Annotated in this window: 16 protein-coding genes; 8 read left to right on the plus strand and 8 right to left on the minus strand. The window is 70.8% G+C overall.

Annotated elements, in window-relative coordinates; genetic code table 11:
* The 3 genes from KGQ19_RS07975 (at window position 1) to KGQ19_RS07985 (ending at window position 3,175) form a co-directional block, all read left to right on the plus strand.
* A complete protein-coding gene (locus tag KGQ19_RS07975; protein ID WP_212008446.1) occupies window positions 1-444 on the plus strand; it encodes a GNAT family N-acetyltransferase in 444 nt (147 codons plus the stop codon).
* A complete protein-coding gene (locus tag KGQ19_RS07980) occupies window positions 441-1,538 on the plus strand; it encodes an SIS domain-containing protein (protein ID WP_212008447.1) in 1,098 nt (365 codons plus the stop codon). Before KGQ19_RS07975 ends, KGQ19_RS07980 begins: the two co-directional genes overlap by 4 nt.
* Before the next feature lie 122 nt (window positions 1,539-1,660).
* Entirely contained in the window at window positions 1,661-3,175 is a 1,515-nt protein-coding gene (locus KGQ19_RS07985; RefSeq protein WP_212008448.1) for an ArnT family glycosyltransferase, read from the plus strand.
* 62 nt (window positions 3,176-3,237) lie between these two features.
* Here the strand turns inward: KGQ19_RS07985 and KGQ19_RS07990 are convergent, their stop codons facing one another.
* Entirely contained in the window at window positions 3,238-4,869 is a 1,632-nt protein-coding gene (locus KGQ19_RS07990; RefSeq protein ID WP_212008449.1) for a purple acid phosphatase family protein, read from the minus strand.
* 159 nt (window positions 4,870-5,028) lie between these two features.
* Here KGQ19_RS07990 and KGQ19_RS07995 point away from each other — a divergent pair, with 159 nt between their 5' ends.
* A complete protein-coding gene (locus KGQ19_RS07995) occupies window positions 5,029-5,649 on the plus strand; it encodes a PadR family transcriptional regulator (RefSeq protein ID WP_212008450.1) in 621 nt (206 codons plus the stop codon).
* 133 nt (window positions 5,650-5,782) lie between these two features.
* On the opposite strand, the gene KGQ19_RS08000 is transcribed toward KGQ19_RS07995, so the two are convergent.
* The gene (locus KGQ19_RS08000; protein WP_212008451.1) at window positions 5,783-6,517 is read right to left on the minus strand and encodes an alpha/beta hydrolase; all 735 of its coding nucleotides are present in this window, start codon (window positions 6,515-6,517) and stop codon (window positions 5,783-5,785) included.
* A 270-nt stretch (window positions 6,518-6,787) separates the two neighbouring features.
* Here KGQ19_RS08000 and KGQ19_RS08005 point away from each other — a divergent pair, with 270 nt between their 5' ends.
* Complete coding sequence (locus KGQ19_RS08005) at window positions 6,788-8,365, plus strand: purple acid phosphatase family protein (protein WP_212008452.1); 1,578 nt, start codon at window positions 6,788-6,790, stop codon at window positions 8,363-8,365.
* Window positions 8,366-8,560: 195 nt separating this feature from the next.
* Here the strand turns inward: KGQ19_RS08005 and KGQ19_RS08010 are convergent, their stop codons facing one another.
* Window positions 8,561-9,487 carry an SDR family oxidoreductase gene (locus KGQ19_RS08010; RefSeq protein ID WP_212008453.1) on the minus strand — a complete coding sequence of 309 codons (927 nt, stop codon included), beginning with the start codon at window positions 9,485-9,487 and terminating at the stop codon, window positions 8,561-8,563.
* A 122-nt stretch (window positions 9,488-9,609) separates the two neighbouring features.
* On the opposite strand from KGQ19_RS08010, the gene KGQ19_RS08015 reads away from it, so the two are divergent.
* Window positions 9,610-10,176 (plus strand): TetR family transcriptional regulator, encoded by a 567-nt coding sequence (locus KGQ19_RS08015; RefSeq protein ID WP_212008454.1) that lies wholly within the window; start codon window positions 9,610-9,612, stop codon window positions 10,174-10,176.
* Between the two features lie 150 nt (window positions 10,177-10,326).
* On the opposite strand, the gene KGQ19_RS08020 is transcribed toward KGQ19_RS08015, so the two are convergent.
* On the minus strand, window positions 10,327-11,415 hold the full coding sequence (locus tag KGQ19_RS08020) for a DUF5937 family protein (protein WP_212008455.1): 1,089 nt from the start codon (window positions 11,413-11,415) through the stop codon (window positions 10,327-10,329).
* Between the two features lie 102 nt (window positions 11,416-11,517).
* Window positions 11,518-11,658 carry a hypothetical protein gene (locus KGQ19_RS08025; RefSeq protein ID WP_212008456.1) on the minus strand — a complete coding sequence of 47 codons (141 nt, stop codon included), beginning with the start codon at window positions 11,656-11,658 and terminating at the stop codon, window positions 11,518-11,520.
* A gap of 20 nt (window positions 11,659-11,678) precedes the next feature.
* Here KGQ19_RS08025 and KGQ19_RS08030 point away from each other — a divergent pair, with 20 nt between their 5' ends.
* On the plus strand, window positions 11,679-13,100 hold the full coding sequence (locus KGQ19_RS08030; RefSeq protein ID WP_268907747.1) for an MFS transporter: 1,422 nt from the start codon (window positions 11,679-11,681) through the stop codon (window positions 13,098-13,100).
* Window positions 13,101-13,231: 131 nt separating this feature from the next.
* Entirely contained in the window at window positions 13,232-14,917 is a 1,686-nt protein-coding gene (locus tag KGQ19_RS08035; protein WP_212008458.1) for a carboxylesterase/lipase family protein, read from the plus strand.
* Window positions 14,918-15,039: 122 nt separating this feature from the next.
* Here KGQ19_RS08035 and KGQ19_RS52640 read toward each other — a convergent pair whose 3' ends face one another.
* From KGQ19_RS52640 to KGQ19_RS08050, 3 genes are all read right to left on the minus strand, one after another.
* Entirely contained in the window at window positions 15,040-15,378 is a 339-nt protein-coding gene (locus KGQ19_RS52640) for a nuclear transport factor 2 family protein (protein ID WP_368862072.1), read from the minus strand.
* Window positions 15,379-15,593: 215 nt separating this feature from the next.
* Complete coding sequence (locus tag KGQ19_RS08045) at window positions 15,594-17,459, minus strand: hypothetical protein (protein WP_212008460.1); 1,866 nt, start codon at window positions 17,457-17,459, stop codon at window positions 15,594-15,596.
* A gap of 63 nt (window positions 17,460-17,522) precedes the next feature.
* Window positions 17,523-18,596: a hypothetical protein gene (locus tag KGQ19_RS08050; RefSeq protein WP_212008461.1), complete on the minus strand. Its 1,074-nt coding sequence runs from the start codon at window positions 18,594-18,596 to the stop codon at window positions 17,523-17,525.
* Window positions 18,597-18,664 lie beyond the last annotated feature (68 nt).

Raw genomic sequence — 18,664 nt, forward strand, 5'->3', positions numbered from 1 at the left:
ATGCAGGACATCGCTGTCCGCATCGCGGAGCCCGCACATCTTGATGCCGTACTCGACCTGTGGGAGGCGGCCGGGCACAGCAAGAGCGTGACCGACAACCTCGAGAGCCTGGCCGGCGTACTCGCCCACCCTTACGCGACCGTGCTCGTCGCCCTCGACGCGGACCTGGTGGTGGGGTCCGCGCTTCCTGCCTGGGACGGGTGGCGCGGCACCGTGCACCGCGTGGTGCTGCATCCGCGGTGGCACCAGCAGGAGCAGACCGGTTCGGCACTGATCGCGGCCGCCGTGGACTGGCTGAGCCGATTCGGTACGGTGCGGGTCGGCGCCCCGGTCGCCGGAACCGCCGAGGCACAACGGATCTGGGAGCGATCCGGCTTCCGTCACGATCCGCAGACCCATCGCTTCGTGCGCGACATCGACTCGCAGGGCGGGGAGAACTCATGATCGGTCAGTCCGAGACCAACGAGAAGGCACCCGGCGAAGCGCACCCGGCTGACCCGCTGGCCCGCCCCGCGGTCGAGCGTGCGGACGCGCGGCTCATGATCAACGATGTCGTCGCGCAGCCGAGACACATCCGCGAAGCTCTGACACTCCTGAACGGAGTGGACCTTCCGCGCGGCGACTTCCCGGGCGGGCTGGTGATCTGCGGCGTCGGCGGCTCCGGGCTCGCCGGGGACATCACCGCCGCCATCGTGGGCCCCCGCGCCCGCCGGCCGATCCAGACCGTGCGCGGCTATCTTCCCGATCCCTGGGTGGGCCCGGGGACGTTCGTCTTCTGCCCGAGCTACTCCGGGAACACGGATATCACGCTGGAATACTTCGCGGCCGCCCACACGGCCGGGGCCACCGTGGTCCCGCTGACCAGCGGCGGCCGTCTGGTCGAGATGGCCGCTGAGCGGGACCTGCCGCTGGTGCGGGTCCCGGCCGGCTTTCAGCCACGAGCGCTGACGTCGTACGCGATCGTCACAGCGCTCTGTTGCGCCGCCGCGGCCGATGTGGCGCCGGACCTGCGAGGGGAAGTCGCCGAAGCCGCGGACTTCCTCGACGGCCTGGTCCAGGCCTGGGGTCCGGAGTCCCCCGCGGACTCGTTGGCCAAGTCACTCGCGCACGCCTTCCACGACAAAGGCGTGATGATCTACGGGAGCGGCCCCACGACGGCGGCCGCACACCGATGGAAGACCCAGCTCAACGAGACCGGCAAGCGACTGGCCTTCTCCTCCGAACTGCTGGAGGCCGACCACCACGAACTGTGCGTGTGGGGACACCTGAACGAACCGGGGTCATGGTCGGCACTGTTCTTGGAGGACCGAGCGGACCAGCACCCCGCGGCCGTGCGCCGCATGGAGCTCACAGCCGAACTGATCGCCGGCGCCGGAGGCTCGACGCACTGGATCTCCGCCCAGGGCGAAACGCGGACCCAGAGAATGCTCTCCCTGGTGTTGCTGGCCGACTTCGTCAGCGTCTACACCGCTGCCCTGTCCGGGGTCGACCCGTCGGAGATCGAGCTGATCGCCGAGCTGAACAGGCTGGTCGGCTGAACCGCTCCGGCTCTGCGGGGGCGGCGGGTTCTCGGGCTGGAATCAGTGTGAATCCGCGGAACGTGAATTTTCCTAAGGAACCTTTCACGGCGGCTTAAAGGCCGAGATCCACGATGCACCGGATGCGAGTGCATGAAAACGGTCTTCCGGTCGGCGGCGGTCTGGGCCCGCGGCGGCTCGACACCACAGTCTCCCCGGTAGTCGCCGGGGTGGTGCCGCGGGCGCGGACGGTCACCCGTCCGTTCGCCGGTCGGTACACCCGTCGGTTCACCGTCCTCGGCGAGCCGCTGCGGGGGGTGCTGCCGGTCGTGCTCGGGCTGCTGGCGCTCGCCTGTTCGCTGGTGGCGCTCGTGGTCGTCCGGGCACCGCAGCTCTCGATCGTCGACGAGCCGGCGCACGCCGACTACGCCTACCAGGTCTCGCACGGCCGGCTCCCGGCCAAGGGCACGATCGTCGACGCCGAGATCCGCTACGAGTGGTACTGCCACGATCTCGGCGCCGCGGTGGCGTCGGCGGACTGCGCCGCGGGGTTCACCGACGGCTTCCAGGCCGACGCGCAGGACTACACGTTCGGCGATCCTCCGCTCTATTACTTGGTCACCGGCTATCTGGGCCGGGCGCTGGGTCCCCTCGTGCCGGGCGGGCACGACTTCATCACCGCGGGCCGGGTCGTCGGCGCGCTGTGGCTGTTCGCCGGGATGCTCATGCTCTACGGCGCGCTGCGTGCGTTCCGCGTGGAGCGGTGCTATGCCTGTCTGGGCGCGGTGCTGCTGCCGTTGTGCCCTGGTGTGCTGGCCGCCGCGAGCTCGCTCAGCAGCGACGTGCCGTCCGCGTTGTGCGGGGCGGCGGCGCTGTACTTACTGGCGCGGGTGACAGTGGAACGCCGGACCGGCTGGGTGTTGCCGTTCGTCGTCACAGCGCTGGCCACCGGAACGAAGATCCTCAACGGCGTGCCGATGCTGGTGGTCGGCGCGGTGGTCCTGGTCCTCGCGGTGGCGGCCTGGCGGCGCGGCGACCGGGGCGCCGCGGTGCGGACCGGTCTGATCGCGCTCGCGGTCGTCGTCGCGTTCTGCGGTGTCTACGGCGGCTGGACCGTGTTCCAGAGCGGACGCGGCCAGGAGGGCTGGGTGAACCCGAACCTGGCCGACGGCCAGCCGCTCACCGGATCCGCCGCGGGCGATCTGCTCAGCAACCTGTTCGGCACGTTCCAGCATCTGACGACCAGCTACTGGCTCGCCGATCCGGTCAACGGCGAGACGGTGGTGATCTGGGCGACCCTGCTGTGCGTCGTGCTCGGTGCCGCACCGTTCGTGTTGATGGCCACCAGTCGTACCCGGTCCTGGAGCTGGCAGCTGGCGGTCGGCACCGCGGCCGGCATCTCGGTGATCGCGCTGGTCGTGCAGACCCAGGTGTTGGCGACCAGCGGGCGGTACTTCGCGATCGTCAGCGGGCGGTACGCGCTGAGCTTCCTGCCGTGGGCGATCGCCTGCCTGGCGGTCGTGGCCAGTCGCAAAGGGCTGTCACGCAGCGGGGTGGCGTTCACCGGGCTGGGTCTGACGGTGATGCTGCTCGCGACGTCCGGGGTGTTCGCGCTCGGGCCCGCGCTGAGCAGCCGGACGTCGTTCTTGATCGGGTGACGCTGGACTCGGCCCGGGCGGCGGCGTGGAGTCCGGGCCGCCGCCCGGGCCGGGCCGTCGGCTCAGCGCTCGATCGTGAGCTTGTCGACCTCGGCGCCGTACTCGTTCACCGCGCGCAGCACCAGCTGCGCGGGACGGCCGTGTCGGCCGGGCTTGACGTCCACGGCCAGCAGCGCGTAGCCCGTGTAACGCACCCGCGACCAGTCGACCGTCTCCGGGGTCTGACCGCCGGTGGAGTTGCGCACCCAGGACTTGAACGGCGCGACGTCGTCGACGTCGTTCTCGTAGCTGTCGGCGACCGGGAACTGGTAGAGGCTGTTGCCGGAGCTGCCGGCCACCACGTAGGTGGTGCCGTAGGTCTTGGACCGGACCGTCGAGCCGGTGGGGGCGGCCGTGGTCACCGTGCCGCCGCGCAGCGGGTCGGTCCGCTCGTAGACGTGGTTGTGGCCGTTGATGACCAGGTCGACGCCGAACTGGTCGAACAGCGGGGTCCACGCGGCGCGCACACCGCCGTCGGAGGCGTGGGCGTCGGCGGTGCAGTACGCGCACTCGTGGAAGTACACGACGATGAAGTCGATGGCGCGGTTCGCGCGGTGGGCGGCGAGCTGCTTGTTCAGCCAGGCGGTCTGCTTGCCCTGGCTGTAGCCGAAGTTCGCCTTGTACTCGTAGGTCACGTCGTTGGCGTCCAGGGCGATGAACGCGACGTTGCCATAGGTGAAGGAGTAGTAGGCCTGGTGCTCGGTCGGCTGGGCGAAGCGGTCGAAGATGCCGCCGTAGCCGTCGGGGGAGTACCAGGGCTCCATCTCGTGGTTGCCGACCACCGGCTGCCACGGGATCGAGGCGGCGAACAGCTCGTTCTGGACCAGGAAGGAGTCCCAGACCCGCGGGTCGTAGCTGTTGGTGATCTGGCCGCTGCCGCCGTCGTTGGCGTAGGACAGGTCGCCGGCGTGCAGGTGGAAGGCCGGGTTCTGGGACCGGACCGTGGTGGCCAGGGCGACCGCGTCGTAGCTCACGCCCTGGTCGCCGAAGGCGGTGAAGGTGTAGTCCGGCTGTCCGCAGGGCGCGGTGGTGAAGGGGCGGGCCGGCTCGAAGTGGGGGCTCGCGGCCGGGTCGTACCCGTCGTGCCCGACGGCGTAGTAGTAGGTCTGGCCGGGCAGCAGATGGCTGATACGGGCCTGTATGTAGTACTGCTCGACGGCGGCCGGGTGGACCAGCGGAACCGAGTCCACCGCGCTGATGTCGGTGAACGGGGTGCTGAGCACCGAGAGCTGGGCCTTGATCTTCTCGCCGAAGTCCAGCGGCGAGTAGCCGATCCGGACGTAGGGATTGGTGACCGCGGCGGGGACCTGCCAGACCACCGAGATCTGGGTGGTCGGGTCGGCGCCGTAGGAGATGTGACGGCCGAACGGGACGACCGAGCGGCCCGCCGGGCGGGCGGCCGTGGCGAGCAGGGGCGCGGCGGTCGGTCGGGTCGGCACGGTCGGGGTGCTCGCGGCGCCCGCGACGCTCGCGCTGCTCGCGACGGCGGCGTCGGCCCGGCCGGAGAGCACGCCGGAGCCGGCGGCCAGCACGCCGGCGCCGACCAGCCCGCCGCGCAGCAGCGAACGGCGGCCGGCGGTGAGCTGCTGGAACCATTCGTGTTGTTCGGCCATCGACAGGCTCGCGGCCTGCTCAGGCGTCATCTTGGGGGTCATGGCTGGATGGTAGTCACGCGGCGTAGTCAGGAAATGTTCGCCGGATGAACGCTGGGTGGCCGGCGCGGTCACCGGTTCTCGCGGGGCTATCGAGTTGTATCTAGATGGATCTAGATATATCTTTATCGCATCCAGACAGTAAGCGAGAGGAACCCGATCATGTATGGCGACGAGTACCGAGGACGTGGCGGACGCGGTGGCCGAGGCCGCGGCGAGGGCCGCGAGCGCTTCGAGCGTTCGGACCGTGGGTTCGGGGGACCGCCCGGCGGCTGGGGACGCCGAGGGGAGTCGCGCAGCCGCTGGGACGACGCCGGCGAGCTCCGCGGCGGGCGGGGCGGACGGGCCCGGCGCGGCGACGTGCGCGCGGCGGTCCTGGCCCTGCTGGCCGAGCGCCCCATGCACGGCTACGAGATGATCCAGGAACTGGAGACCCGCACTGGCGGATTGTGGCGTCCGAGCCCGGGTGCCCTCTACCCCGCCTTGCAGTTGCTGGAGGACGAGGGAAAGGTCACCGCCGACGCGACCAGCGGCAAGCGGCTGCTGGAGCTGACCGAGGCCGGCCGGGCCGCCGTGGCCGAGGCTCCGGACAACCGGCCGTGGGAGAACTTCGGCACCGGCGTGCCGGAAGCCCACATGGCGCTGAGGGACGGCGTCCACCAGATCGGCACCGCCGCCCGCCAGGTCGCGCAGGTCGGCACCGAGGAGCAGAAGGCCAAGGCCACCACGATCCTCGTTGAGGCTCGCAAGGCCCTGTACAAGCTGCTCGCCGAGGATGCGTGAGCATGCTGGACCGATGAATGCTGATCAGTGGATCCCATCGGTACCTCCCAGCCTCCGCGGTCGTGCGGGGCTGGGAGGTGTCCTCGAAAAGCGGCTGACAGCGCCTACCGTCTGTCGGCCTTACGGCCCGGCCTCACTTGAGGTGCCGGGCGAAGAAGGCGGCGGCGGAATCAGCCGCTGACTGCGGAACGCCGGTGTGGCCGCCCATGTTGGCGCACAGGGTCTTCTCCTTGGATCCGAAGGCGTCGAACAGGTCCAGTGCCGTCTGCCGGTCGTTTCCTTCGTCGTCCCACTGCAACAGGACGTGCAGTGGGATGGTGATCTGGCGGGCCTCCTCGAGCGTGGCCCGGGGTACGTAGCTTCCGGCGAAGAGATCGGCCGCCACGATGCGCGGGTCGATCGTCGCCAGCCGGATGCCGATGGCGATCACTCCTCCCGCGAAGCCGACCGGGCCGCCGATCTCCGGCAGCGCGAGCAGTGCGTCCAGGGTGGCCTGCCATTCCGGGACGGCCTGTTCCACCAGCGGTAGGACGAGCCGGTCGATGATGTCGTCGCTGACCGGTTCGCCGGCGGCCAGGGCTTGCCGCAAGTCGGCGCGGGCCTGGGCGACGACGTCCAGAACGGGCCGGTCGCCGTTTCCGGGGAGCTCGATGGTGGCTGCGGCGAAGCCGTTCGCCGCGGCGTACCGGGCTCGCGCCGCCAGCCGCGGGTACATCCTGTCCAGTCCCAGCCCGCCGGGGTGTCCGAGCAGGATCAGCGGTGTCGGCGACGCCGATGGGGGCGTCCACAGGATGCCGGGGATCTCGCCGAGGGTGAAGCGGCGTTCGGTGATGTCGCCGTCAAGACGCTGTTCAGAGGTGAACTGCATGGTCGTGCCTTTCGGGAGTGCGGAGATGGCGCTCCCGGACGACCTATCGCCCGGCCGTGACCCCAGAGGGGAGCACCCATGTCGATGTCGCGTTCACGGGTACCACCTCCTCATCATGTCGCACGGCTTCCGGAACTCTAGCAGCGATCGCCGTCCACCCCGACCCAGCCCTGGTCAAGCTGGACTGCCGCCACCAGGAAGCGCAAGTCTTCCGAGACTGTTCGCCGCGGATCCTCGACCCATTAACAGGCTTCTGTCATGCTCGCTGCCATGACTGATCCGGCTGCGCAGGACTGCTGTGGTCTCACCCGTCGCGACCTTGCCCGGCTCGCCGCCGCGGGAGCCGGAGCGGGAATGGTCCTGCCGGGCCTGCTGCCCGCACCAGCCGCCGCCGCGGCCGCTCAGGGGGTGTTTCCGCAGGACCTGGAGATGGTGACCGTCACCGATACCGGTTTTGTGCTGACCTGGTACACCGCCGCCGCGCCGCCGCCTGCGATCCCGTACCAGCCCGGCCAGGAGCCGGCCGCGGTGGCCTGCGACGGCGCCGTGCGGTACGGCACGCACCCGGATCGCCTGGATCGGCTCGCGGTGCAGCGGCACGGCGACACCGCCTACCACCAGGTGGAGGTCGACGGGCTGCGGCCCGGGGCGACGTACTACTACCAGGCCCTGTCCGCAGGGGTGCCGGCGACGCCGCGTATGGTGCCGCAGCTGACGTTTCCGGCCGGGGGACTGGTCATCCCGCCCAACCCCACCAACGGTCAGCTGTTGGCGATTCTCGCGCAGCTGCTGTCCTCCGGTGTCGTGCAGTCCGCCGCCCCGGGTCAGGTCACGACCCTGGTTCCGCCGCGCGGTCGGCACTTGTTCTCGCTGGCGCTGGCCAACGACCTGCACATCGGGGAGACCGTGAGCGGGCTGGCCACGGCGGACTTCCCGCCCGGGTTCAGCCAGGTGCCGGGTCTGCCGCCGTATCCGGAGGTGATGGCGGAGTCGATGATCGCCGACGCCGGCCGGCGCGGCGCCGATGTGCTGCTCGTCGCGGGCGACCTCAGCTCGGCCGCGCTGCCGGCCGAGCTGTCGGGCTCCAAGCAGCTGCTCGACCGGTTCGGGCGCCTGACCCTGGCCGGCCGGCTGGACGCGGGCCGGTATGTGGTCGCCCGCGGCAACCATGACCAGCCGAAGACCGGCGCCGGGTATCAGACGTGCCCGGTGGTCGGCGACACCGGATACAACGACTGCCTGCCGACCGTCTACGACCTGCCGCAGGGCCGGCTCACCAGCACGCACCTGGCCGGTCTGCGGATCATCGGCCTGGACACCACGACCTTGAACACCCCCGGCGGTGCCCTCGACGACGCGCAGTTCGCGGAACTGACCGAGACCCTGGCCGACGACCGGCACTGCCCGACGCTGGTGTTCGGCCACCATCCGGTCACCGACGCCTCCGCGGTGTCCACGATCGCCGGCCCGGCCTTCGACCTGGCCCGTCCCGACGCGTCCCGGCTGCAGGCGCTGTACGCCAGGACGCCGGGCGTGTTCCTGCACCACGCCGGTCACACCCACCGCAACCTGCGTACCACCTCGCCGGTGGCGGCCGGGGTCGACTTCCTGGAAGTCGCCGCGACCAAGGAGTATCCGGGAGGGTTCGCGCTGCTGAAGGTGTACGAGGGCGGATACATGGCCAACTTCTACAAGTCCTCCAGCGCCCTGGCCCGGCAATGGAGCCAGACCACCAGCGGTGAGTACCTGGGTCTGTATCCGGCCTACACGCTGGGCTCGGCTACCGACCGGAACCACGTAGCGAACCGAGACTTCACGCGGCTCTCAGCGGTACATCAGCAGCGGTAGACGGGAGTGACCGGTCGGTAGGGCGGCAAAATGACGGCATCGATGGCGTCGGCGGGCACCAGAACATCCCGCTGTCGTTCGCGGAGGTCTTCGGCACCTCCTGGATCACCTCCTAGGACAACCTGCTGTGGCAGGCCACTGAGATGGCCGACATGTCTGATCCGGCTTCCGGCCCTCGGCGAAGGCAGTCATCGTCTAGCGCGCCTGCCGGTCTGCGGCCGACCCGGCGAAGTAGTGTCCCTCGTCCAGGTCGGCTATGAGGCCCGGATGGGTCGGCTCCCAGCCGAGCAGTTGCCGGGTGTGCGTGCTGGAGACGGGGTTGTCGACTCCGACGAACGCGCCGATGCCGCCGAAGTGCTCGGCCGCGTCCTCGGCGGGGATGGACTTCACCGGCAGGTCCAGGTGCCGGCCGATGGCTTCGGCGAGCTCGCGGAACGCGATGCCGGTGTCGGCGACCGGGTGCAGTCGCGAGCCGGGCTTTGCCTTCTCCAGCGCCAGGCGCAGGGCGCGCGCCGCGTCCAGGGTGTGTACGGCGGCCCAGCGGTTGGCGCCGTCCCCGACGTAGCCTGACACGCCTTTTGCGCGGGCGGTGGCGATGAGCGTCGGGACGAAGCCGGTGCGGTCGAGCGTGCTGTGCACGACGGGCGGGAGCCGCAGGACCGAGGAGCGCACGCCGCGGCCGGCCAGCGCCATGATCGCGGCCTCGGGGGCGGCTCCCGGTCCGGTTTCCAGTACGTCCTGCTCCGTGCCCGGGCGTCCGGTGATGCCGGCGAACGGGAGCATCAGGGTTCCGCCGACGACCACGAAGGGCTGATCGGTGCCGGCGAGCGTGTCGCCGATGACTTCGATGGCGCGTAGGTGGGCGGCCAGTACCGCGGCGAAGTCGCCGTCGCGCAGGGACCTGGCGGCCAGGTGGATCACGCCCTGGGCGTCGGCGGCGGCCGCGCGCAGGCTGTCGGGGTCGTCGAGGTCGCCGCGGCGGACCTCGGCCCCGCGCGCGGCGACCAGTTCGGCCGAGGCCTCGGAGCGGGCCAGCCCGACGACCTGGTGGCCGGCGCCGAGCAGTTCGGGGATGACGGCGGCGGCGATGTGGCCGGACGCGCCGGTAACGAGAACGCGCATGGGAGAACCTCCGGGATGAACGGCCGCCGGGGCCACGCGGCGCGCGGCGGACAGGAGTGATGTCACCTGGTGTCATTACCGTAGCAGGTGATGACTCCGAGTGTCATGACTAGACTGCGGGGATGGGACGATGGGAGCCGAACGCTCGCGGCCGACTGGAGCAGGCGGCTCAGGAGCTCTACGCGGAGCGCGGCTTCGAGCAGACCACCGCGGCAGAGATCGCCGAGCGCGCGGGGCTGACGAAGCGGACCTTCTTCCGTCACTTCACCGACAAGTGCGACGTGCTGTTCGCCGATGCCGACGCCATGCGGGACCTGATCGTGAAAGCGGCCGCCGAGACGCCGGAATCCCTGGCCCCCCTGGCCGCTGTCGCGGCCGGGATCCAGGCTGGCGCGGCCGTCCTGCAGGAGTTCCAAGAGCGCGCCCGGAATCGGCACGTCGTCATCGCCGCGACTCCGGAACTGCGGGAGCGGGAGCTCGCCGAACTCGCCGAGATCGCCGCCGCGCTCGCCGAGACGCTGCGCGGCCGAGGCGTGGGTGACCGGACCGCGAGCCTGGCCGCCGAAACGGGGATCGCCGTCTTCAAGGTCACGTTCGGATACTGGCTCGAAGACGCCGGACAGCCGGAGCTCCCGCAACTCCTCCGGGACGCGTTCGACGAGCTCAAGGTCGTGACCGCGGGCGCCTGACGGCCGCGGCGACGTCGAATCCGGCGGCGGTACTCACGGCCAGGGGGTCCTCGGCGGTGGTTCCGGGTCAGGTCCGGCCGACTTCGGCGATCATGTCCTGGATCGCTTTGATGATCGCTTTGATGACCCCGTCCGGGCGGTCGATCGGTACTAGCGCAGCAGTGCCTCGATCAAGTCGATGCCGAGCCGGGCGCTGCGGGCGATGTCCACTTCGTAGAGGACATATCGTCCCTGCCGTCTGGTGGTGAGGATGCCCGCGTTCTTCAACACGGCCAGATGCCGCGAGACCTCCGGGGCGCTCACCTTCCAGGTCTCGGCGAGTTGTGCCGTGGTCTGCGGGGTACGCAGGATGCTGCGGATCAGCCGGAGCCGCAGCGGATGGTCCAGAGCGTGGAGCCGGTCCTGGATTCCGGTGACGGACACGGCTGCTTCGTCCAGGCCTGCCAGGATCGGGTAGTTGAGGACCGGTCGGCAGCCGGCGGTGTGGACCACGAGCAGGTGCGGGTGGGAGAACGCGCTGGGCAGGAACGTCAGTCCGCGTCCGCTGGCCGAGGCGGTCCGGTCCTGCAGCTTGTCGACGACGATGCGATCGCCGGAGGCCGTCAGTGTCAGCGCCGGCGACACCGCGGCGAGCATCGCCTCCAGCCCGTGCCGGGCCAGCAGGTCGCGCTTGTGGCGGGCGTCCGCCGCGAGCCGGGCGACGACCCGGGCCCAGGCGTCCGCGAAGAATCCGGTGTCGCAGTCTTCGAGCAGGCGGCGTACCCAGCTCCGGGCGGCGGCCGGGCGGGTGAGGATGTGGTCGACGAAGTCCAGCGCGCGTGGACCCCGCGCGGCGGCACGGTCGCGGGCGACCTTGCGGGCGGTGTCGTCGACCAGCGGTGAGTCGAGGTCGTCGCGGATCGGGACGACACCGCAGCTGCTGGTCATCAGGGCATTGCGGACCCAGGTCTCGTCTTCGAGCGCGTCCAGGATGTCGAGTTCGGCGGCGAGCGTCGCCTGTGGCTCGGCGGGCAGCAGCATGTCCGAACGCGAGGTGCGCCACAGGTAGTCCGCGACGACGATACGGTCCATGAGGTCCGGCGCGATCCCGGCGGTGGCGGCGGTGACCCAGCTGTTCTGCGCCTGGTGGTGCGCGGGCTCCACGAGCAGGTGCAGGGCGGAACCGAGCTCGGCCAACGGGGACGGCGCGAACAGGTACTGGTCCGCGGACACGTTGGTCACATCGATGCTCACGCTCATAGGGGAATCGTCGCAGGCGCGCGCCGGTTCGCCGCGACGGTTGACGATTACCGTCAACCGCATACGGTCCGGGCGGCTAGGGCTTCCATGGTGGCTGCATGCTCACCGCTGCGAACCCCACGCCACCTGGAACTTCTGGATCTGCCGAACCTTCTGGATCTGCTGAACCTGCTGGACCGCCTGGACCACCCGCACCGCCTGCACCACCGGCCGCGACCGGGCCGGTTCCGGCTCCGCCGTCAAAGCTCTCCACCGTCCGGCTGCTGCGCGGACTCGGCGGCGGGCGCTACGCCTTCGCCGCCGCGGTGTCCGCGCTCGGGGCGGGGCTCATCCGGCCGTTCCTGCTCCTGTACGCGGTCACCATCAGCCACCTCAGCCCGAGCCGCGCCGGTCTGGCGCTGTCGGCGGGATTCGTGGCCGGGCTCGCGCTGGTGCCGCTGGCCGGCCGCTGGGTCGATGCCGGAGGCCGCCGCACGGTGGTGGTGACCACGATCGCGCTGCGAGTGCTGGGTCTGGTGCTGCTGCTGGCGATTCCCGGCCCGGCCGGCTTCATCTGCGCGTGCCTGCTGCAGGGCATCGGCAACCAGACCGGACCGGTGGCGCAGGGCGCCGTCGTGTCGAGTCTGGCCGTCGGCTACGAGCGGGACGCGGTCCTGGCGGCGCTGCGGTCTTTGGGCAACGCCGGTCTGGGCGCCGGCGCGCTGCTGGCGACCGTCGCCCTGGGCTCGGGCGCGGTGGGCATGCGCTGGCTGGCGGTGGCGACCGCCGTCGGGTATCTGGTGTCGGGCGTGCTGATCGCGACGGTCCGGCTCCCGGACGAGCAGGTCCCGTCGGGGCAGCGGCGGGTCGGGCAGCTGCGGGTCGGGCAGCGGGCGGATCGCCGCGGCCAACCCATCGGCCCGGCGGACCGGCCGGTCCTGCACCGCCTGACGATCATGAACCTGGGCAACCTCCCCTTCGCGTTGTGCTTCGACATCCTGGAAGTCGCCCTCCCCGTCGTCATCGTCACCCAGCTCGCCGCCGCGCCGGCCTGGTCCTCGGGCATCTTCGTGGCCAACACGGTGATGGTGATCCTGATCCAGCTTCCCGTCGTGGTCTGGATGTCCCGCCGCCCGCGTCGCCACGTGTTCGGCATCGCCGGAGCGGTCCTGGCCGCGTCCTACCTCGGCTTCCTGGTCGCCGAGGCCGGACACGGGGCCGCCGGCGCGATGGCGATCGCCGTGGTGTCAGTGCTCTACACGCTGGGCGAGGTGCTTTACACCGGCGTGGGGACGGCGCTCGTGATCGACGCCGCCCCACCGCATCTGCGCGGCACGGCACTGGCCCGCTGGCAGCTCTCGCTCGGCCTCGGCAGGGCGATCGCCCCGCTGGCGATCACCCTCGCCCTCAGCATCTCCCCGGCCGCGCTCTGGCTGCCGTTGGCGGTCGCGACGCTCATCGGCGCCGCGGTGATCGTGCGCCACGCTCCCACCGATTCCGGACGGCAAGATTCTGGGCGGGACGGTTCCGGCCGGCACGAATCCGGACGGCAGGAGCAAGGTGCCGGCCTGGTCGGCAACCGCGGGAGATACGGGGAATGGGCTGCTCGGCGCCGCGCACGAGCGGTCGAGCAGGCCGAACTCGGGCGTCGGCTGTACGCCGGCGGCTACCGTTCCGAGCGCATCAAGGACCGGCGTCCCCGGTGATGGTTCGGATGTCAGAGGCCTGAGTGTGCGCGGTCCAGGGTCGAGCCTTCAAAAGTCATCGAACCATGACATACTGTCAATAGTCGCTGTGTCTTCAGTGACGATCGACCTCGCGTCCTGAGGAGCACATCGTGCACGCTTGGACCGTTTGGCGTCGGCCCTATATCGCCGGCATCGTCACCGCCGTCGCGATGGTCGCCGTGGCCGTGATGCCCGGTCTCAGTTATTCGGCCGCGCGTCCGGTCCAGTCCTCGACCGCGCCGCCTGCTTGCTCCGCGGGGACCCTCGTGCCGACCGGCAGCGGTCCGGTGTGCGGCATCACCGCCGGCCGGCAGACTTCGTACCTTGATATCCCGTACGCGGCCCCGCCGCTGGGGAAGCTGCGCTGGACGCCGCCGCAGCCGGTGCAGCCGTGGACGGCGACCTACCAGGCCACCCAGCGCGGGCCGGGATGTCTCGCGCCGAGCTACACGGCGCCGGGCCAGGTGCAGCCCGGCACCACTGAGAACTGCCTGTTCCTGGAAGTCCAGGAGCCGGCGGGGACGCGGCCGGGGCAGCGGCTGCCGGTGATGTTCGAGATCCACGGCGGCGGGTTCCTCGGCGAGGCCCGCGATGACGACGGGACGAATTTCGTCGGTGCCGGGCCGGCTATCTACGTGTATGCCGGGTATCGGCTGGGGGTCATGGGGTTCCTGGCCGACCAGGCGCTCGGCCCGCACAGCGGCGACTTCGGGCTCCAGGATCAGCAGGCGGCGCTGAGCTGGGTCAAGGACAACATCGCGGGGTTCGGCGGAGACCCGGGCAACGTGACGATCTTCGGCGAGTCGGCGGGCGGGGCCAGCGTCTGCGACCAGATCGCCTCGCCGACCGCGAACGGCCTGTTCCAGCGGGGCATCAGCATCAGCGGGTACTACAACTTCGACGTCAACACCATCTGGTGGCCCGCGGACTGCAAGTCGACGCTGCCGGACGAGGCCCAGGCGCAGGGCCTCGGCGCGCGGTTCGCGGCCAAGGCCGGCTGCGGGAACGCCGCCGACGTCGCCGCGTGCCTGCGGGCGTTGCCGGCCGACACCCTGGTCGAGAAGGGCGGTCAGGGCCTGGATCCGTTCGGCGGCGGGGCGATCGGGCCGATCGTCAACGGCACGACGCTGACCATGTCGGCGAGCCAGGCGTTCGCCCTCGGCCGGGTCAACCGGGTCAAGGTGGTCATCGGGGTCGGCCGCGACGAATTCAACGGCGGCGTCTACACGAACACCCCCGGCCACCCGGTCGTCGCCGACACGACCGCGCAGTACGAGCAACTGGTGCGGCAGCAGTTCGGCCCGCTGGCATCCACGGTGCTGAGGCTCTATCCGGTGCAGCACTACCCGTCGCCGTCTCCGTTCATCGCCTACCGAACAGTGATGGCCGACGCCTTCAGCGTGTGCCCGTCCCTGGAAAGCTACGCAAAGCTGGCCAGAGCCGTCCCGGTCTACGCCTACGAGGACGACGACGCGGACTCGCCGGGACAGACGCAGCCGCTCGGCGCCAACCACAGCGCCATCAACCGGCTCGCCCACGACGTGCCCGGAACCCTGGACCCGAACCAACTCGCGCTCCAGGAACAGGTGTTGTCCGAATGGACCGGCTTCGCGCGCACCGGCGTGCCGACCACACCCGGCACGCCGCCCTGGGCGCTGTTCTCAGTACCCGGCAACCCGGTCATGTCGCTGCGAGCGGGCGGGGACAGCACGCTCGTCCCGGCCGGCTCGATCGCGACGCAGCACAACTGCCAGTTCTGGGACTCGGTCAACCGGACCGCGCCTTGGGCGTCGTGAGGTCCTGAGGTCCTGAGGTCCTGAGACGCCGGACCGGCCGGACACGGACTCCTCGCCGGTCCGGACGGTGGTGCCCAGCGTGGTGCTCGCCGTGCGGCTCAGCGTGGTGCTCAGCGTGGTCCTCAGCCGAGGAAGTCGACGCGGTCGATCAGGCCGTCACGCACCCGGTAGGCCACCAGCACCCGGATCGGGTCGTCGGCCAGGCCGTGGGCGAGTTCGTGGTCGACGACCCAGTCTCCCTCGCTGATCCGCGCCAGGATCTCGGCTCGGCAGCGGCCTTCGGCGAACTGTCCGGCGTACTGGTCGCGCAGCGCCGGACGGCCCTGGAGCCGGCTGCCATCACGCCGATTGACCACGACGTCCTCGGCGTAGGTGGCGGCGAATGCGTCGAGGTCGTGGCTGTTGTAGGCGGCGAGTTGCTGCTCGACGGCTTCACGGGGATCGGTCATGTCCATGATCATCGCATGGTCGGGCAGATGGACCGACCCCGGCGAGAGCTGGAACGGTGCCTCAAGGACTACTTGCCAGGTCACATCCAGCCCCAGGGCCAGCGTCAGCTGAGAATCGACGCCGATCCTGGTGACGCTCAGACCTCGAAGGTTCAGGATCCATCGATCCTCATGCTCGATCGGATCCGCTTCGGTCCGCTCCACCATCCCCATACTTTCCCGCAGGATCAGCCGCGGCAGGTGACCTGCACTGACGCCGCGCCGAGCTGGTCGCCGGCCCCGGAGCCCCAGTCGATTCCCTCGTCGGTGAGCCGCACCCCTATGGTGCCGTCGCTGGTGGGGAACCACTGTTGGCTGTAGGAGGTCCACTGGCCGCGGTAGGAGGGCTGCTGGACCGTGAAGGACCCGACGTTGGTCTGGTTGTTCGCCCCGCTGAAGACTTGGTACAGCGCCGGAGAGCCCGCCGAGTGCTTCGGGGTGCCGTCGTTGGGGACGTAGACGGAGACGGTGCAGCTGCCGCTGACGACCGGGCCGGTGTGGAACCACCAGGTCACCGAGTTGACCGAATCGTACTTGGTGCCGCTGCCGTTCATCGGCATGGTGGAGAAGCGGCCGTTGCACCCGGCCTGGTTCCAGCCGCCGGAGGCCTCGGTGCTCCAGCCCGAGGCCGATCCGGAGCCGATCGTCGAGACACCGTGGCTGCTGTCCGCCGGGCATCCGATCCCTGACATGCCGTAGTAGGTGGGCCCCTGAGTGGTCGAGGTGGTGACCGGGGGCGGCGGCGGCATGCCGACGCTGGAGGGTTGGGTCGGCGGCACCGAGTGGCCCGGGACGCTCGTGGGCTGACGGCTCGACGGCTGCTGGCGGCCGGAGGTCGGAGCCGACGTGGGGCCGAGATTGAGATTGCCACCCGATGCTGACCCGGAGGTGGGCGAAGGGATTCCTGATGTCGCGCTGCCCGTGCCGGTCGTCGGCTTGGGCCGGGACCCCTGCGACGAGGAGGACGGGAGGACGATGTCAGTGGGCCCGTCGGTCGCCGGCCCGAACGCTCCGTAGGAGGGGGCGCCGACACCCGGTGCCGAGGAAGAGACGTTCGCGGCCGGATGGTCCAGGGCCGTCTGCGCCGACTTGTTCCCGCTGGTGCTCAGGCCGGCTATCACCGGTATCGCGACGAGGACGGGAACCGCGACGACGCCGGCCACCGCCACCGAGCGGCGCTTGCGGCGCGCTGCTGGGGGATGGGGGGCCGAGGCCGGACCGCCGGCCGTCGGCGCTGGGGCCGGTGATGCGGAGGCCGATGCGCCGGACGGTGTCGGTTCGGGTTCGGGTTCTGGTGCGGGCCGGGCAGCGGTGTCTTCGGATTCGGGGAGCAGGATTTCGATGAGGTTCGCGGCGGCGACGGGCTGCGGGACGGTATCGGTCTGGCCCTCGGACTCGGCCGCGGCTTCGGGCTCGGTTGCGGACTCGGACTCGGACTCGGACTCGGACTCGGGCTCGACTGTGGCTTCGGGCTCGATTTCGGCTTCGGACCCGGGCTCGGCTGCGGCTGCGGGCTCGAACTCGGCTTCGGCTTCGGGCTCGGCTTCCGCTTCGGACCTGGGCTCGGCTTCGGGCTCGGGCTCGGGCTCGGCTTCGGGCTCGGCTTCGGCTTCGGACCCGGGCTCGGCCCCGGCTTCCGCGAGGATCGGCGCTTCGTCCGGCACCGGTGCCTCGTTCGGCGTTTGCTCCAGATCTGGCACTGGCACCGGCATTGGTGTCGGCGTCTGGCTCAGCGAGGCGGTCACCCCTCGGGTCGGCGAAGCCTGCCCCAAGGGAACCACGCGCGGCGCGACCACCTGCTCCTCGTCCGCGGTCGGGCGATGGAGGGCGATGGTGTCCGCAGTGTCCGCGGGCTTCGCGCTCGCCGAGGATGCTTCCGTCGGGGCCGCCGGGCGCGGGCTCGCAGTCGTGCGGCGCGTCTCATTGCGCGAACGCCGCAGAAAGTAGACGAAGCCCGCCCAGCCGACGGTGAGTACGACCAGCATGAGCCCGACGGCGGCCAGTCCGACGCTGCTGTTCGCCGACGCAACGGCCTGCTGCGCGCTAGGTGTCATCGTGAGGTCCTTCACATCTTTGGGGAGGGCGGCCGATGCGCCGTTCGGGGCGGCGGGTGGTGGCTAGCCGGCGGCCGGGACTCGCTGCAGGTGGGTCAGGGCCCTGAAGACCACGACGCCGTCGAGGGCGTCCGGCTGCGCCTCGTCCCGGTCCGAGATGTGCGTCAGCAGGTCCGGGTCGGGGGCCAGTCCGTGCTCTTCCAGGTAGTACCGCACGGTGTCGGTCCAGATCCATTCGCCGTCGGTGCGCAGGCTCAGCGGGACGCTGCCCCGGCGGCCGGGATCCAGGACGTCATCGATGCGGCCGTCGGTCACCGCCAGCGCGATTCCCGAGTCCAGGTACTCCAGGACGACTGCTCGCTCGTCGTCCTCCAGAACCGGGTGCGCCTCGTCGAAGGTGCCGACGCCGGTGGCCGCGTCGATCGTGTCGAAGACCTTGGCGGAATTGAACGGACGCCCGGGAGCGGCCGCCCACAGCAGGGCGGAGTAGGACCGGGCATGGGCCTGGTACGGCAACACCGGGCGCCACGAGGCGAAGGCCTCCACCTGCGGGTCCGTCTCCCCGTGCGCGGCCAGCACCTGCTGGAGCTCGGCCGCGGCGGTCCACGGCGCCGTGTCCGGCCGCACCTCGGCCAGGTAGACGCGCCGGGGCGCCGGGTCGTCCCCGCCGTCCGCGGCGAACCGCCACGTGCGCCAGAGCCCGACCAGTCCCTTGATCTCGTCGGCGGCCGTCTGCGCCGCCTCGTCCAGGGCGTCGGTGAGGTCGCCGGAGAGCATCGCGTCCGACCCGAAGGTCAGGTCCAGCGACGCCGAGACGCGCTCGCCGATCTCCCGCAGGACGCTCATCGGCGCCGGAGCGAACAGGAACGCCGGTGCCGGGACGCCCGGCTCGGTGGCGACGCCGTCCAGCACGGCCGGGTCCGCCCCCGTCTCGGCCAGTGCCCTGAGGATCAGTGCGTGGTCCTCAGGCGTGAGGGCGGCCCGCGCGTCCGTGACGGCCCGCGCGATCAGCGGAGCCGGGGCGGTCGGTCCCTCCGCGGCCAGGAGAGACCGGGCGTCGGCCAGCGCCTTGTCGGCTACGCGGCCTGCCAGACGCAGCAGCATCTCGTGGCAGTTCTCGGAGAGCTCGTCTATCACTGTGCTGGGCCTCTCAGGGAATTTCGTCGACGTCGGGCGGAGCCTACCGGGCAGGACGGGGCCCTGCT

Origin of the sequence: Catenulispora pinistramenti, assembly GCF_018274385.1 — a bacterium.
GTDB lineage: Bacteria > Actinomycetota > Actinomycetes > Streptomycetales > Catenulisporaceae > Catenulispora > Catenulispora pinistramenti.

Bases quoted from the DNA above. Each gene is read 5' to 3' on its own strand.
- KGQ19_RS08010 (WP_212008453.1), bottom strand. From the start codon at position 9,487: ATGCGCGTTCTCGTTACCGGCGCGTCCGGCCACATCGCCGCCGCCGTC.
- KGQ19_RS08000 (WP_212008451.1), bottom strand. From the start codon at position 6,517: ATGCAGTTCACCTCTGAACAGCGTCTTGACGGCGACATCACCGAACGC.
- KGQ19_RS52640 (WP_368862072.1), bottom strand. From the start codon at position 15,378: ATGATCATGGACATGACCGATCCCCGTGAAGCCGTCGAGCAGCAACTC.
- KGQ19_RS07975 (WP_212008446.1), top strand. From the start codon at position 1: ATGCAGGACATCGCTGTCCGCATCGCGGAGCCCGCACATCTTGATGCC.
- KGQ19_RS07985 (WP_212008448.1), top strand. From the start codon at position 1,661: ATGCGAGTGCATGAAAACGGTCTTCCGGTCGGCGGCGGTCTGGGCCCG.
- KGQ19_RS07995 (WP_212008450.1), top strand. From the start codon at position 5,029: ATGTATGGCGACGAGTACCGAGGACGTGGCGGACGCGGTGGCCGAGGC.
- KGQ19_RS07980 (WP_212008447.1), top strand. From the start codon at position 441: ATGATCGGTCAGTCCGAGACCAACGAGAAGGCACCCGGCGAAGCGCAC.
- KGQ19_RS08015 (WP_212008454.1), top strand. From the start codon at position 9,610: ATGGGACGATGGGAGCCGAACGCTCGCGGCCGACTGGAGCAGGCGGCT.
- KGQ19_RS07990 (WP_212008449.1), bottom strand. From the start codon at position 4,869: ATGACCCCCAAGATGACGCCTGAGCAGGCCGCGAGCCTGTCGATGGCC.
- KGQ19_RS08005 (WP_212008452.1), top strand. From the start codon at position 6,788: ATGACTGATCCGGCTGCGCAGGACTGCTGTGGTCTCACCCGTCGCGAC.
- KGQ19_RS08020 (WP_212008455.1), bottom strand. From the start codon at position 11,415: ATGAGCGTGAGCATCGATGTGACCAACGTGTCCGCGGACCAGTACCTG.
- KGQ19_RS08045 (WP_212008460.1), bottom strand. From the start codon at position 17,459: ATGACACCTAGCGCGCAGCAGGCCGTTGCGTCGGCGAACAGCAGCGTC.